The sequence below is a fragment of the Nonomuraea polychroma genome (assembly GCF_004011505.1).
GTDB lineage: Bacteria > Actinomycetota > Actinomycetes > Streptosporangiales > Streptosporangiaceae > Nonomuraea > Nonomuraea polychroma.
This window is the reverse complement of sequence record NZ_SAUN01000001.1, coordinates 10,682,024-10,696,575: the sequence shown is the minus strand read 5'-3', so window position 1 is coordinate 10,696,575 and position 14,552 is coordinate 10,682,024. Positions and strand designations below refer to the sequence as shown.

The 14,552-nt window shown below is 68.3% G+C and carries 11 protein-coding genes; 2 read left to right on the top strand and 9 right to left on the bottom strand.

All coding sequences use genetic code 11. The features are described from left to right. Positions 1 to 42: 42 nt before the first annotated feature. Together ltrA and EDD27_RS49970 are read right to left on the bottom strand one after the other, a co-directional pair. Positions 43 to 1,293 (bottom strand): group II intron reverse transcriptase/maturase, encoded by a 1,251-nt coding sequence (ltrA, locus tag EDD27_RS49975; RefSeq protein WP_277750825.1) that lies wholly within the window; start codon positions 1,291 to 1,293, stop codon positions 43 to 45. 639 nt (positions 1,294 to 1,932) lie between these two features. After that, positions 1,933 to 3,309 carry an MFS transporter gene (locus EDD27_RS49970; RefSeq protein ID WP_338324778.1) on the bottom strand — a complete coding sequence of 459 codons (1,377 nt, stop codon included), beginning with the start codon at positions 3,307 to 3,309 and terminating at the stop codon, positions 1,933 to 1,935. A 147-nt stretch (positions 3,310 to 3,456) separates the two neighbouring features. Between EDD27_RS49970 and EDD27_RS49965 the strand changes: the two genes are divergently transcribed. Further along, on the top strand, positions 3,457 to 3,846 hold the full coding sequence (locus EDD27_RS49965; protein ID WP_127939741.1) for a MarR family winged helix-turn-helix transcriptional regulator: 390 nt from the start codon (positions 3,457 to 3,459) through the stop codon (positions 3,844 to 3,846). 133 nt (positions 3,847 to 3,979) lie between these two features. Here EDD27_RS49965 and EDD27_RS49960 read toward each other — a convergent pair whose 3' ends face one another. The 6 genes from EDD27_RS49960 to EDD27_RS49935 form a co-directional block, all read right to left on the bottom strand. Then, positions 3,980 to 5,260 (bottom strand): thymidine phosphorylase, encoded by a 1,281-nt coding sequence (locus tag EDD27_RS49960; protein WP_127939740.1) that lies wholly within the window; start codon positions 5,258 to 5,260, stop codon positions 3,980 to 3,982. Beyond that, complete coding sequence (locus EDD27_RS49955) at positions 5,260 to 5,655, bottom strand: cytidine deaminase (RefSeq protein WP_127939739.1); 396 nt, start codon at positions 5,653 to 5,655, stop codon at positions 5,260 to 5,262. The genes EDD27_RS49960 and EDD27_RS49955 overlap by 1 nt, the downstream gene beginning before the upstream one ends. Continuing rightward, positions 5,652 to 6,932: an ABC transporter permease gene (locus EDD27_RS49950; protein ID WP_127939738.1), complete on the bottom strand. Its 1,281-nt coding sequence runs from the start codon at positions 6,930 to 6,932 to the stop codon at positions 5,652 to 5,654. Before EDD27_RS49950 ends, EDD27_RS49955 begins: the two co-directional genes overlap by 4 nt. After that, positions 6,929 to 8,071, bottom strand: a complete 1,143-nt coding sequence (locus EDD27_RS49945; RefSeq protein WP_127939737.1) for an ABC transporter permease — start codon at positions 8,069 to 8,071, stop codon at positions 6,929 to 6,931. Before EDD27_RS49945 ends, EDD27_RS49950 begins: the two co-directional genes overlap by 4 nt. Next, positions 8,071 to 9,681, bottom strand: coding sequence for an ABC transporter ATP-binding protein (locus tag EDD27_RS49940; RefSeq protein WP_127939736.1), 1,611 nt, complete (start codon positions 9,679 to 9,681; stop codon positions 8,071 to 8,073). Before EDD27_RS49940 ends, EDD27_RS49945 begins: the two co-directional genes overlap by 1 nt. Before the next feature lie 84 nt (positions 9,682 to 9,765). Next, on the bottom strand, positions 9,766 to 10,836 hold the full coding sequence (locus EDD27_RS49935) for a BMP family lipoprotein (RefSeq protein ID WP_127939735.1): 1,071 nt from the start codon (positions 10,834 to 10,836) through the stop codon (positions 9,766 to 9,768). A 281-nt stretch (positions 10,837 to 11,117) separates the two neighbouring features. On the opposite strand from EDD27_RS49935, the gene EDD27_RS49930 reads away from it, so the two are divergent. Then, positions 11,118 to 12,998, top strand: coding sequence for a Xaa-Pro dipeptidyl-peptidase (locus tag EDD27_RS49930; RefSeq protein ID WP_127939734.1), 1,881 nt, complete (start codon positions 11,118 to 11,120; stop codon positions 12,996 to 12,998). Here the strand turns inward: EDD27_RS49930 and EDD27_RS49925 are convergent. Next, positions 12,979 to 14,202, bottom strand: a complete 1,224-nt coding sequence (locus EDD27_RS49925) for a M20 family metallopeptidase (RefSeq protein WP_127939733.1) — start codon at positions 14,200 to 14,202, stop codon at positions 12,979 to 12,981. The two genes, EDD27_RS49930 and EDD27_RS49925, sit on opposite strands and share 20 nt — an antisense overlap. Positions 14,203 to 14,552: the final 350 nt, after the last annotated feature.

Sequence of the window (14,552 nt, the reverse complement as noted above, 5' to 3'; positions counted from 1 at the left end):
CTCTCACACCACCGGACATGCGGGCCCGCATCCGGCGGTTCGTCAGGCCGTGGTTTTGAGCCTGTGCCAGGTCGGATAGAGACCCTTCAGGCCAAGGTCGGTCCAGTGGATGTTGGGCAGTGCCCGCGCCAGGATGGGTGAGCCCGCGATGCGCCAGTAGCCCTTGCCGCTCGATGCCCATTCCCTGGCCTTGTGGTCAGGGATGCCGAGCTTGCGCAGGTTGCGGCGTCGGGTCTTGGGCTTCTTCCATTCTTTCCAGCGGATCTGCCGCATCCGACGGCGAAACCACTCATCCAGATCCTTGAACACCCTGGGGGTGTCGGCCAGATGGAAGTAGGCCATCCACCCGGTGACATAGGCGTTGAGCTTGCCGATCCTGCAGGGCATCGACACGCTCCACCTGCGACTGGTCAACTCCCGGATGCGGTCCTTCAGGCGGCTGACCGCCTTTGGATCGACCCGGATCTTGACCCCGGACCGAGTGAAGAAGAACCCGAACCCCAGCAACGTCGCCTCGCGAGCGTGCCGGACCGAGGACTTCTCGGTGTTGACCTTGAGTTTCAACCGCTGCTCGATCATCGTGGTCACCGAGTCGAGCACCCGGTGCGCGGCCCGTCTGCTGCGCACGAAGACACGGATGTCATCAGCGAAGCGGACGAACCGGTGACCGCGTTTCCACAACTCCCGGTCCAGATCATCCAGCATGATGTTCGACAAGATCGGCGACAGCGGGGAACCCTGAGGAGTCCCCTCCACCGTGGCCTGGACGATCCCATCGACCATCACTCCGGCCTCCAGATACGCCCGGATGAGTTTGAGGATCTTGCGGTCGTCGACCTTGCGCGCCACCCGTGCCATCAGCACGTCGAACTGGACCCGGTCAAAGAACCGTTCAAGATCGACATCTACCACCCATCGCAGCCCATCCTCCACACATCGCCGCGCGACCCGCACCGCCTGATGGGCGGACTTGCCAGGGCGAAACCCGAAGCTGGAACCGGAAAAGAACGGGTCGAAGATCGGCACGAGCACTTGCGCAATCGCCTGCTGGATCAACCTGTCCAGCACAGTGGGCACTCCCAGCATCCGCTGACCGCCCCCGGGTTTGGGGATCACCACCCGGCGGACCGGCAACGGCCGATACGTGCCCGCATCCAACGCCTCCCGCACGCTCGCCCAGTGCTCGCGGATCCACGGACGAAGTTCTTCCGTGCTCATTCCGTCCACGCCAGGCGCGCCCCGGTTGGCCTCCACACGCCTCAACGCCCGGCCCAGATTCCCCGGCGAAAGCATCTGCTCCCACAACGAGACCCCCAGGCCCGGGATCACGGACTCCGGTAAGGGCGCCGACCTGCCGCTACGCTCCGTCGTGGTACTCACCGGATGCACCGGCCCCTCCCACCACGGGCCCGCACACGCGAGATGGCTGCGATCACCGCGACCGGCACGAGCACCTCACCCTCACCCGCTCTACCTGACGTTCGGTCCTTCCCGGCTGATTGTCCGTTCCCCTCACCGGTACTACGACCTCTGCTGACTTCTGCCCGGTCAGTGCCCACCTCACGATGACCACCGTCGGCGCGGCGACAACGACAGCACAACCGACACCCGGACAGACCTCCCCGGATAAGAACGATCACTTTCCCCCTGCAACCGCCGCGTTTACACACCAGCCGTCTTGGCAGTGACGGGCTTCGCCGTAGCATGCAGGCTCACCCCAGCTGGCATGCCTCATACGCGGTTCGCGTTCCTCGGTGCAGGGTTTCGCCTCGGGCTTCCTCCCCACCTCGCCTCACGACGACGCAGTTGCCTCCGGCTCGGAGTTAGCACTACCTCTTCCTCCAGGGGACTTTCACCCCCAAGCAATCGCCCATGCCGGGCGTACATGACAAAGGGCCCCGCCGGGACGGCGGGGCCCATCGAGCAATCTGGTCAGACGGTCTCGTAGACCTTCGAGGTGTCCGGCTCCACGGCCGGGGCCCGGCGGCCACGCAGCCCCGTCGCCGAGATCGCCAGCCCGACCAGCGCCAGCACCAGCGACACCACGATCGCCGCGCGCAGCGAGTCGATCGACAGCGTCTCACCGCCGCCGCCCGAGGTCAGCACGGCCGTGACCACCGCCAGCACGATGGCGCCGCCCACCTGCCCGGAGGTGTTGAGCAGCCCGGAGGCGAGCCCCTGCTCGTCGTCGTCCACGCCGTTGGTGGCCTGGATGTTCAGCGCGGGGAACATCAGCGCGAACGCGACCCCCAGCAGCAGCATGCCCGGGATCACCATGCCGGCCAGGCTGGGCGTGCGGTCGATGCCCAGGAAGAGCGCGTACCCGCCGGACAGCGCGGCCGCGCCGATGACGATCAGCTTGCCGGTGCCGAACCGGTCGGCGAAGTCGCCCATCTTGGTCGAGGAGACCGCGACGAGGAGGCCGGCGGGCAGGAACGCCAGGGCCGTGCCCAGGGCCGACCAGCCCAGGAGGTTCTGGAAGTACTGCATGGCCACGAACTGAAAGGCCACGTACGAGCCCATGAGGATGACGAGGCCGAGGTTGGCCCGCACGATGTGGCCGGACCGCAGGATGCCGAGCCGCACCAGCGGGTGCTTCATCCGCAGCTCGGTGAAGACGAACAACCCGAGCAGCGCCGCCACGGCCACCAGCGAACCGATCGTCCTGGCGGAGGCCCAGCCGACCTCGGGCGCCTGGACGACGGTGAAGACCAGCAGCAACATCGAGGCGGTGATCAGGACGGCGCCGAACAGGTCGTGGCCGCCCTCGGCCCGCTCCTCGGCGCCACGCGGCAGCACCTTCAGCGCGGCGACCAGCGCGATGATCGCGACCGGCACCGGCATCAGCAGCGTCGCCCGCCAGTCGAGCTCCGTCAGCAGGCCGGAGAGCACGAGACCGAGCGAGTAACCGCTGGCGCCGCAGGCGGTGAAGATGCTCAACGCCCTGTTGCGCTCCGGGCCCTCAGGAAAGGTCGTCGTGATGATCGACAATGCCGCGGGCGCGGTGAAGGCGGCGGCCACACCCTTGACGAACCTTGCCGCGATCAGCAGCGCACCGTCGTCCACGAGGCCACCGAGCAGCGACGCGACGGCGAAAACACCCAGCGCGACCAGGAACACCCTGCGCCGCCCGAGCAGGTCGGCGGTCCTGCCCCCGAGCAACAGAAGACCGCCGTAGCCGAGCACGTAACCGCTGACCACCCACTGCAAAGACGACGTGCTCAAACCCAGGTCGTGCTGGATGGCGGGGAGAGCGACACCGACCATCGAGACGTCCAGGGCGTCCAGGAAGATCACCGCGCAGAGCACGGTCAGCAAGCCCCAACGGGAGGAAAGCGATGCGGAAGTTGAGGAAGTGGAAGAGGACATGAACCAGAACACTACATGCAATTGCATCTAATGCAAGCGCATTTAATGTCGTTGCATAAGTTTTAGCGAGGTGGTAACCTCCGCGACATGGACGAGGAGTTCGTGCTCGAGACCTGGCATTACGTCCTGGCGAAGCACGCCAAAGCGATGTGCGCGCTGGAGCGGGAGCTGGGCGACCGGCACGGGCTGGGGCCCAGCGAGTTCGAGGTGCTGGACCGGATCGTCCACCACGACAAGAAGTTGCGGCTGCAGGAGCTCTGCGACGAGGTCCACCTGAGCCAGAGCGCGTTGTCCAGGGTTGTGGCCCGACTGGAGAAGGCTGCGCTCGTGTCACGGGGCGCATGCGACGAGGACCGGCGCGGCGTCTTCGTGTGCATCACCGACGAGGGCCGGGCCCGCCACGCCGAGGCCCTCCCCACCCACCGCGCCGTCCTGTGCGGCATCTTCACCGAAACCCCGGCCGCCGTGACCTCCTGACCAGGCCACCCCGGGACACGCGTCACCCCCGCCCGTAGCGAGCACGCGCCCGCCCGCCTCAGCCCCTTTCCCTTCCCCTCAAGGGGACCTCAGCCCGGACGGCGGGACAGGCGCAGACGCACGCTCCGCCGGACTACGGTGTAATGATGCGGTCGATGACGAGCGGGAGGTGCTCCTCGGTGGAGTCCCCCACCGCGTAACCGCCCTCCAACGCCTCCAACGCCCGCGCGAACCGCTCGGTCTCATCGGCGTGCAACGTCATCAACGGCTGCCCGGCCCGCACGAGATCCCCGGGCTTGGCGTGCAGCGTGACGCCGGCTCCGAACGACACCGGGTCCTCCTTGCGCGCCCGCCCCGCTCCCAGCCGCCAGGCCGCCAGGCCCACCGCGTAAGCGTCCAGCCGGGTCAGCACCCCCGACGCCGGCGCCTCGACGACCATGGTCTCGGCCGCGCGCGGCAACACGGCGTCCGGATCCCCGCCCTGAGCGACGATCATCCGCCGCCAGGCGTCCATGGCCGAGCCGTCCTGCAGCGCCTTGGCCGGGTCCTTGCCGGAGGCGACCCCGGCCGCCTCCAGCATCTCCTGCGCCAGCCGTACCGTCAGCTCCACCACGTCAGAGGGCCCGCCGCCGGCGAGGACCTCGACGGACTCCTCGACCTCCAGCGCGTTGCCCACGGCCCGCCCCAGGGGCCGGTCCATCGCGGTGAGCAGCGCGACCGTGCGCACCCCCGCGTCCGTGCCGAGCGCGACCATCGTCTCGGCCAGCTCACGCGCCGTCGCGACGTCCTTCATGAACGCCCCGGAGCCGACCTTCACGTCGAGGACGAGCGACCCGGTCCCTTCGGCGATCTTCTTTGACATGATCGACGAGGCGATCAGCGGGATGGACTCGACGGTGCCGGTGACGTCGCGCAGCGCGTACAGCTTCTTGTCGGCGGGGGCGAGGCCCGAGCCCGCCGCGCAGACGACGGCGCCGGCCGAGCGCAGGACGTGCAGCATCTCGTCGTTGGAGAGCGAGGCCCGCCAGCCCGGGATGGACTCCAGCTTGTCGAGGGTTCCGCCGGTGTGGCCGAGGCCGCGCCCGGACAGCTGCGGCACGTACGCGCCGCACGCCGCCACCAGCGGCGCCAGCGGAAGCGTGATCTTGTCGCCCACCCCGCCGGTGGAGTGTTTGTCGGCAGTGGGCCGGTCCAGCATCGACCAGTCCATTCGCTCGCCGGAGCGGATCATGGCCTGCGTCCAGTCGGCGATCTCCCGCCGGTTCATGCCGTTCAGCAGAATGGCCATGGCCAGCGCGGACATCTGCTCGTCGGCCACGTCGCCGCGCGTGTAGGCGGCGATCACCCAGTCGATCTGGGCCGTGGTCAGCTCGCCGCCGTCCCGCTTGGCGCGGATGACCTCGATGGCATCCACTATGCGCTCCTGCTCAGGTCGTCAGGACCGAACGCGTACGGCAGGATCTCGGACATCGGCTTCGGCCCGTCGACGGTCTCGACCAGCAGGTCGTCACCACCGAACTCGTACAGGAGCTGCCGGCAGCGCCCGCACGGCATCAGCAGCTCGCCGTGGCCGTCCACGCAGGTGAAGGCCACCAGGCGGCCGCCGCCGGACCGCTGCAGCGCCGACACCAGCCCGCACTCGGCGCACAGGCCGAGCCCGTAGGAGGCGTTCTCGACGTTGCAGCCGGTGACGATCCTGCCGTCGTCGACGAGCGCCGCCGCCCCCACGGGGAATTTCGAGTACGGCGCATACGCGTACCGCATGGCCTCCGCGGCCTGGTCCCGCAGCGCGTCCCAGTCGATGCTCAACGTTGTTCCCCCCGGCGGTAGCGCACGCCGTCGGCCTTGGGCATCCGCAGCCGCTGCGAAGCCACCAGGAGCACGAGCAGCGTGAGCACGTGTGGTGTGATGAAGACGAACTCACCCGGCAGCTGGTCGACGGTCATCCAGAGCCAGAACAGCACGACCATACCCGCGGCCGCGGCGGCCATCAGTGTGTAGTCCTTGGGGTTCCTGGCCGCCAGCTCGGCCGGCTGGTCGGGCGAGAGCATCCGGCGCACCCTGATGATCAGGTAGACAAGCAGCAGCACCGCGCCGAACAGGAAGACCGACGTGATCGCCCCCGAACTGCGCAGCCGCAGCCCTTCGGTGTAACCGAACAGCGAGGCGCCCGCGGCGAGCCCGCCAGGCCGCCAGTTTCCGAAAATCATCGCGGCCAGGCCGATGAAGCCGCGCCCCTGCGTCTGGCCTTCGACGTACTTGTCGGAGACGAAGACCAGGAACACGCCGCCGAGCCCGGCGAACGCGCCGGAGATGACGACCGCGACGTACTTGATCAGGTAGACGTTCACGCCCAGCGACTCGGCCGCCCACGGGTTCTCGCCGGCCGAGCGCAGCCGCAAGCCGAAGGCCGTGCGCCAGAGCACGAAGAACGTCAGCGGCAGCAGCAGGACCGCCAGGATCACCAGGACGTTCACCTCGTGGGTGAGGCCACGCATGATGCCGGCGAGGTCGGAGAGCAGGAACCAGTGGGTGTTCTCGAGCTTTCCGAGCAGGTCGGGGCCATCCGAGAGCAGCGGCAGGCTGGGCTCCCACGTCCGCCCGGTGACCGCGGGCGAGGTCGTGATGCCCGCGCCGGCGTCGGCCGCCGGGGTGCCCTCCTTGTAGAGCACCTCGGACAGGAAGCGGGTGACGCCGGGACCGAGCAGGTTGATGGCGACGCCGCTGATGATGTGGTCCACGCCGAAGGTCACGGTGGCCACGGCGTGGATGAGACCGCCCAGCGCGCCGCCCAGCAGCCCCGCGATCAACGCGGCCACCGGGCCCCACTGGTATCCGGCCCAGCCGGCGAACCAGGTGCCGAGCACCATCATGCCTTCGAGCCCGATGTTGACCACGCCGGCCCGCTCGGCCCACAACCCGCCGAGTCCGGCAAGGCCGATCGGCACCGCCAGCAGCAGCGCGGCGGCGAACGTGCCGGAGGAGGTGATGTCGTTCTGGCCCGAAACGACGCGTACCAGCGACATCAGCAGCAGAAGCGCGGCGACGCCGATGAGCACGAGGTGGTACTTGGTGAACCTGGTCATGCTGCCACCTCAACCGGAGTGTTCCTGCCAAGCTGCTGGGCGGCTCGCTGTTCTTCGAGCCTGAGCGCCAGCCGTTTGGTCACCTCGTTCGCCACCACGACCAGCAGGACGATCACTCCCTGGATGATCGTGATGACGGACGCGGGAACCTCCGCGAACTGCAGCGCTCCCTGGGCCCGGTCGAGGAAGGCGAACAGCAACGCGGCGACTGCGATGCCCACGGGCTTGTTCCTGCCGAGCAACGCCACCGCGATGCCCAGGAAGCCCAGACCGGCGGTGAAGTTGGAATTGAAGGCGCCCCTGTCGCCGAGGATCTCCGGAAGGCCGATGAGCCCGGCGATGCCACCGGACAGCACCATCGCCGCAATGATCATCTTCTTCGGGTCGACGCCGGAGGCGAGCGCGGCCGGGCTGTTGAGCCCGCTGGCCTTCACGTTGAAGCCGAAGCGGGTGCGCTCCAGCACCACCCAGACCGCCAGACCGAGCACGACCGCCAGGAGCAGGAAGCCCCACAGGCCGCCCCCACGGGTCGGCGACGGCTGCCCGAACCAGTCGAAGATGAAGTTGAGATTGGGGAACATGGCCGAGTCCGCCAACTCGGGCGTGGTCGTGGTGAGCTGCCCTTCGCCGCGCTGCCCCGCGAACGGCCCTCGCACCAGAAAGGACGTCAGGTTGATCGCGATGTAGTTGAGCATGATCGTGGCGATGACCTCGTTCACGCCCCTGGTCACCTTCATGACCGCGGGGATCAGCGCGTAGAGGCCGCCGACGGCCGCCGCGACCACCACGATCACGGCGATCTGGATCGGCGCGGGGGCGGTGAACGTCGAGCCTACGTACGCCGCGCAAATGGCGGCCAGCCGGTATTGCCCCTCCACGCCGATGTTGAAGAGGTTCATGCGGAAGCCGACGGCCACCGCCAGACCGGCGATGAACAGCGGCACCGCCCGGTTGAGGAACGCCGCGACGCCGTTGACCACCGCCCGTGGCGTCTCGCCGAAGTTGAAAAAAGCGGCGAACGCGTCCAGCGGGTTGGCGCCCGCGGCGACGATCGCCACGCTGGAGATCGCGATGGCCAGGACGATGGCGATGACGGCGCCGGCCACGGTGAGCAGCGCCCGGTTGAGCCCGGCGGGCATCACGTCTCCTCAGTGCCGGCGATGGCGCCGGTCATGTAACCGCCCAGCCGCTCGGGCGTGATGTCGGAAGGATCGAGCGCGGCCACGAGGCGTCCCCGGTAGATCACCTGGATCGTGTCCGACAGGCCGATCAGCTCGTCCAGGTCGGCGGAGATGAGCAGCACGGCCAGGCCCGCCGCCCGGGCGTTACGCAGGTGGTCCCAGATGGCGGCCTGCGCGCCGACGTCCACGCCGCGCGTCGGGTGCGCGGCAATGAGGAACTTGGGCGCGCCGCTCATCTCCCGGCCCACGATCAGCTTCTGCTGGTTGCCACCGGACAGGGCCAGGGCGAGGGTGTCCACGCTCGGCGTGCGGACGTCGTAGTCCTTGACGATGCGCTCGGTGTCGGCCTTCGCGGCCCGCCGGTCGACCCAGATGCCGTTGCGCGCCGGTTTCCTGGTCTGGTGGCCGAGCACGCGGTTCTCCCACAGGGACGCCTCCAGCAGCAGGCCCTGGCGGTGCCGGTCCTCGGGGATGTAGCCGATGCCGGACTCCCGGCGCTTGAGCGTCGACCAGGTGCTGATGTCCTGCTCGCCGAGGGCGACGCCGCCGTGTGCGGCGCGGATGCCCATGATGGCCTCGATCAGCTCGGACTGGCCGTTGCCCTCGACACCGGCGATGCCGAGGATCTCGCCCTCGTGGATCTCGAACGACACGTCGTCGAGGAGCAGCCGCTTGCCCTCGGCACGCAGCTTTCCGACGTAGTCCTCGATCGAAGTGCCCTTCGGCACCGGGTGGTAGCCGTCCGCCTCCATGGTGAGGTGCGCGACCTTGAGCGCCACGCGGTCGGTCACCGTGGACTCGCGGGTCTCGGGCGTGGGCAGCTCGCTGCCGACCATGAGCTCGGCGAGCTGGCGGGCGCTGGTGACCTCGTTCCTGGCCAGGCTGGCGACCGTGGTGCCGCGCCGGATCACGGTGATCGCGTCGGCGATGTCGAGCACCTCGTCGAGCTTGTGCGAGATGAAGATGACGGTCAGGCCCTCGGCCTTGAGCTCGCGCAGGTTCTGGAAGAGCTCCTCGACCTCCTGGGGGACCAGCACGGCCGTCGGCTCGTCGAGGATCAGGATGCGGGCGCCGCGGTAGAGGACCTTGAGGATCTCCACACGCTGGCGGTCGCCGACGCCGAGGTCCTCCACGAGCTTGTCGGGATCGACCCGCAGGCCGTGGCTTTCGGCCAGCTCGGTGATGCGCTTGCGGGCGGCGGCGGTGTCCAGCCTGCCGCCCTTCTTCGGCTCGGCGCCGAGAACGATGTTCTCCAGCACGGTGAGGTTGTCGGCCAGCATGAAGTGCTGGTGGACCATGCCGATGCCGACCGCGATGGCGTCACTGGGCGTGCGGAAGCCGACCTCGGTGCCGTTGACTTTGATGGTGCCCTCGTCCGGCTTCTGCATGCCGTACAGGATCTTCATCAGGGTGGATTTGCCTGCGCCGTTCTCACCGACGATGGCATGCACCGTGCCGGGTTCGACGGTGATGCGGATGTCGTGGTTCGCTACGACGCCGGGGAAACGCTTGGTGATGCCCTCCAGCTCTACGGCGGGTTTCGCCGTGGCCAGGGTGTCAGCACTCATCTCGCCTCTCCTAGAGGGGGGCGGCATAGACAGAAGGCCCGAAGTAGCCGGACTCCGGGCCCTCAGTCGATCGTCCTACCCAGGTTACGGCTTAGCCGGAACCGTGATTTTGCCGTCGACGATGCCCTGCTTGGCAGTGTCGAGCTTGTCCTTGATGTCGTCGATCTCGCCGCCGGTGGTGGCCAGACCCACGCCGTCGACCTTGAGGTCGTACGTGACGTTCGTGCCGCCCTTGGCGCCGCCCTGGAAGGCCTTGATGAACTCGAACACGCCGACGTCGACGCGCTTGAGCATCGAGGTCATGATGACCGACTGCAGGTCGGTCTCCTTGACCGTCTGACGCTGGTCGGAGTCGACGCCGATGGCCTTCTTCTTGGCCGCGGCCGCCGCCTGGAACACGCCCAGGCCGGAGTCGCCGGAGGCGTGGTAGACGATGTCGGCGCCGTCCTGGTACATCTTGTCGGCCGCGACCTTGCCCTTGTCCGGCGCCTTGAAGCCGGAGAAGTCACCGTCGGGCGTGAGGTACTTGATGTCGATCTTGATGTCCGGCTTGACCGACTTCGCGCCGGCCACGTAGCCTGCCTCGAACTTCTTGATCAGGTCGTTCTCCACACCGCCGACGAAGCCGATGTGGCCGCCCTCAGACTTGGTGGCGGCGGCGACGCCCGCCAGGTAGGAGCCCTGCTCCTCGGCGAACAGCAGGCCGGTCACGTTGGGCGCGTTGGAGGCGGAGTCGACGACCGCGAACTCGATGTCCGGGTACTCCTGGGCCGCCTTCTTGATGTCCTCGCCGTAGGCGAAGCCGACACCGATGATCGGGTTGTAACCGGCGTCGGCGAGCTGACGCAGCAGGTCACCGCGGTTGGAGCCGTCGGCCGCCGGGCTCAGCTCCTTGATCTCCGCGTTGAGCTCCGTCTTGGCCTTCTCCAGGCCGGCGTACGCCGCGTCGTTGAACGACTTGTCACCGCGTCCGCCGATGTCGAACGCCAGTCCAACCTTGAGCGCACTCTTGGGCGCCTCGCTGCTGGCCGCGCCGGTCGGCGCCTCGCTGGCCGTCGTGGAGCCCCCACCACTGCCGCCACATGCGGCCGCTGCCATGAGCATGACGCCGGCCACCGAGCCGAGCGCCATCCTGTTGAATCGCTTGCCGAGCAAGGCGACTCCCTTCCATCTCCCCGCCGTCGAACTTCATCGCAGGCGCGAAGAAACGTACGGCACCTGCACGGAAGATAGTTGGTTGACCAGGGCAGACCAAACCAGCACACAGGGTCGCAACTACTCCGTTATCGACATCAGTCGCGTCTGTGACCTGAAACCCTCATGAGAGAGCACACATAAGTTTTGCCCGACTTTGGGGTTGAATCACCCCTTGCTATACGTCCGATCATGACGGAGATTCCGACCGACGGTGGAACTTTCCGATCGGAGCCCCCCGCATGCACCCTAGGAAGGCACTGGCCGTGCCCCTGGCCGCGATCCTCATCGCGGCCTTGACCGGCACCACGCCTGCCGCAGCCGACACCCCGGCCATCAAAGTCGAGAACAACGCCACCCAACCGGTCTTCTCCCGGGCGGACGCCATCAAGCAGACGGTGTTCGTCGAGGTCGCCGGGACCGACAGCGACAACGACGGCGCACCGGACCGGGTCGCGGTCGACATCCTGCGCCCCAAGGAGACCGACCAGGGACTCAAGGTCCCGGTGATCATGGAGGCCAGCCCGTACTACGCCGGCGGCAACGACGTCTCCAACCACCCCGTGGACGTGGACGAGAACGGCAACCCCCTGCCCACGCTCAAGGCGCTGGCCAACAAGCTCGCCGCCGAGCCGTTCGACGGCTACTACGACAACTACTTCGTGCCCCGCGGCTACGCCATCGCGCTGGTGGAGAACCTCGGCAGCGGCCGCGCCACCGGCTGCCCGACCTCCGGCGACCGCAACGAGACGGCGGGCCCGAAAGCCGCGATCGACTGGCTGAACGGCCGCGCCAAGGGCTTCGACGCCGCAGGCAACCCGGTCCAGGCCACCTGGTCGACCGGCAAGGTCGGCATGATCGGCGTCTCCTACAACGGCACGCTCCCGAACGCGGTCGCCGCGACCGGCGTCGAGGGCCTGGAGACCATCGTGCCGATCGCCGCGATCTCCAGCTGGTACGACTACTACCGCGCCAACGGCGGCGTCCTGGCCCCCGGCGGCTTCCAGGGCGAGGACCTGGACGTGCTCGCCAAATACGTCCTGACCAGGGAGAACGGCCAGGAGGCCTGCGGCGCGCTGATCGACCAGATCACAGCCACGCAGGACCGGATCACCGGCGACTACAGCCCGGTCTGGGACGCCCGCAACTACATGAACGACGTCGGCAAGGTCAAGGCCAGCGTCTTCGTCGTGCACGGGCTCAACGACTGGAACGTCAAGACCAAGCAGTTCGCGCAGTGGTGGTACGCGCTGGCCAAGCAGAACGTGCCGCGCAAGATCTGGCTGCACCAGGGCACCCACATGAACCCGTTCAGCCTGCGCACGGTCGAGTGGCTGCGCCAGCTGCACGGCTGGTTCGACCACTGGTTGTACGGCATCGACTCCGGCATCATGCGTGAGCCGCAGGCCGACGTCGAGATCGCGGCCGGCCAGTGGGCCCAGCACAAGTCCTGGCCCCTGCCCGGCGCCACGGCCGTCCCGCTGCACCTGGGCGCCGGACAGCGGCTGAGCCTGGCCCCCAGGCCGCTGTCGGCCAAGGAGTCCTTCGTCGACCAGAAGGCCAGGACGGCCGAGCAACTCGTCGAGGCCACCGGTTCCGACCCGAACCGGCTGGCGTACACGACCGGGGAGCTCCCCGCCGACGTGCGGATCTCCGGCACGCCGACGGTGTCGGTGCGGGCGTCGTTCAAGAACGGGGCGTCGCCGTACCTGACGGCGTTGCTGGTGGACTACGGCACCGATGTCCGCCCGAACGGCTCGTTGCTCTCGACCGGGCAGACCTACTGCTACGGCCAGGGCGTCCCGGGTGACACGGGCTGCACCACGCTCAGGGTGCTCGGCACGGCCACCACCCCGTACAAGATCGTCACCCGGGGCTGGCTGGACGTGCGCAACCGGCACCGCCCGGACAAGACCGAACCGCTCAGGCCAGGCAAGGAATACACCTTCACCTGGGACTTCCAGCCGACGGACTACCTGTTCAAGAAGGGCCACCGGCTGGGCCTGGTGATCATCTCGACCGACTACGACTACACCCTGCGCTACCCGCCGGGCACCGAGATCACGGTGTCGCCGGGGCACTCGTCCCTGCGGCTGCCGATGGTCACGCCAGCGCGCTGGTGATCGAGTCGAGCGGCCCGACCTCCCAGAGGGCGGTCAGCGCGGTGGCGGCCATCATCCGCACACCCATGGCGATCGCCTTCTCGTCCACGTCGAACGTGCCCTGGTGGATGTCGTAGGTCACGCCGCCCGGTGAGCGGGTGCCCAGACGGGCGAACGCGCCGGGAATCGACTCGAGGTACCAAGCGAAGTCCTCGCCGCCGAGCGACTGCTGGGTCGGGACCACAGCACTCGCACCCAGCACCCGCTCGGCGGCCTCGGCCAGCATCTCGACGCTGACCTCGTCGTTGACCACCGGCGGCACGCCGCGCTTGTAGTCCATCTCGGCCTCGATGCCGTAGGCGCCGGCCACCGACTCCAGCAATGACTTGATCAGGTCGGGGGCGGCGTGCCAGGCGTTCTCGTCGAGGCAGCGCACGGTGCCTTCGGCGATGCCGTCGTCGGGGATCGCGTTGGCGGCCGTACCGGCCTCGACCCGGCCCCAGACGAGGCTCAGCGAAGAACGCGGGTCGACGCGGCGCGACAGGGCCGCGGGCAGCTCGGTGAGGATCTTGGCGAGGGCGAAGACCAGGTCGGCGGTCAGGTGCGGGCGCGCGGTGTGACCGCCGGGACCTGACACCCGGATGCTCAGCTTGTCGCAGGCCGAGGTGATCGGGCCCGCCCTGAGCCCGACCTGGCCGACGTCCACGCGCGGGTCGCAGTGCAGGCCGAAGATGCGGTCGACGCCGCTGATGCCGCCGTGCGCCATGACCTCGAGCGCGCCGCCCGGCAGCTCCTCGGCGGGCTGGAAGATCAGCCGGACCCGGCCTGGCAGGAGGCCGGCGGCGGCCTGCTGGGCCAGGAAGAGCGAGGTGCCGAGCAACACCGTGGTGTGCACGTCATGGCCGCAGGCGTGGCACGCGCCGGCCACGGTCGAGCGGTAGGAAACGTCCTTCTCGTCCTGCAGCGGCAGCGCGTCGATGTCGGCGCGCAGCGCGACGGTCGGGCCGTCGCCGCTGCCCACGTCGCAAATGAGGCCGGTGCCCCGGGGGAGCACCGAAGGCGTCAGCCCGGCGGCGGTGAGCCGCTCGGCGATGCGCTGTGTCGTGCGATATTCGGCAAAGGCCAGCTCAGGGTGCATGTGGAGGTCGCGGCGGAACGCCACGAGATCCTGCTCGGTCTCCGCCAGGAACGCGTCGAGTTCCCCCCGAAGCTCACGTCCCCGCATATGTCACCATCCCGTCCATGCCGCGCGCACCAATATGTCTGACCACCGCGGCTCATGCGCTGTGAAAGCTCGTCCGTCCGCCGTGGCCACCCGGTCGAGCGGCCGCTCGGCGAATCAAAAAACACACCCCTGGTTCGGGTGCGCGAGATCGTCAGCATGGGCTTTGCGTTCGTCAGACGCGAGTGCCGCTGCAGCCCGGGTGCACAGCGGTCGGCCGTGAGCCCGATGGCGATGCTTCGACTCTATCGCTCGCACGTGAGTTCACGCCGACAGATACACCAAAAGTTAGCCGACGGCACGCCCGTAACCGCAGGTGGTGACGTTACGTGAACGTCAGCCTGATCCGGAAA

Bases quoted from the DNA above. Each gene is read 5' to 3' on its own strand.
- ltrA (WP_277750825.1), bottom strand. From the start codon at position 1,293: ATGCTTTCGCCGGGGAATCTGGGCCGGGCGTTGAGGCGTGTGGAGGCC.
- EDD27_RS49965 (WP_127939741.1), top strand. From the start codon at position 3,457: ATGGACGAGGAGTTCGTGCTCGAGACCTGGCATTACGTCCTGGCGAAG.
- EDD27_RS49950 (WP_127939738.1), bottom strand. From the start codon at position 6,932: ATGACCAGGTTCACCAAGTACCACCTCGTGCTCATCGGCGTCGCCGCG.
- EDD27_RS49945 (WP_127939737.1), bottom strand. From the start codon at position 8,071: ATGCCCGCCGGGCTCAACCGGGCGCTGCTCACCGTGGCCGGCGCCGTC.
- EDD27_RS49940 (WP_127939736.1), bottom strand. From the start codon at position 9,681: ATGAGTGCTGACACCCTGGCCACGGCGAAACCCGCCGTAGAGCTGGAG.
- EDD27_RS49930 (WP_127939734.1), top strand. From the start codon at position 11,118: ATGCACCCTAGGAAGGCACTGGCCGTGCCCCTGGCCGCGATCCTCATC.
- EDD27_RS49925 (WP_127939733.1), bottom strand. From the start codon at position 14,202: ATGCGGGGACGTGAGCTTCGGGGGGAACTCGACGCGTTCCTGGCGGAG.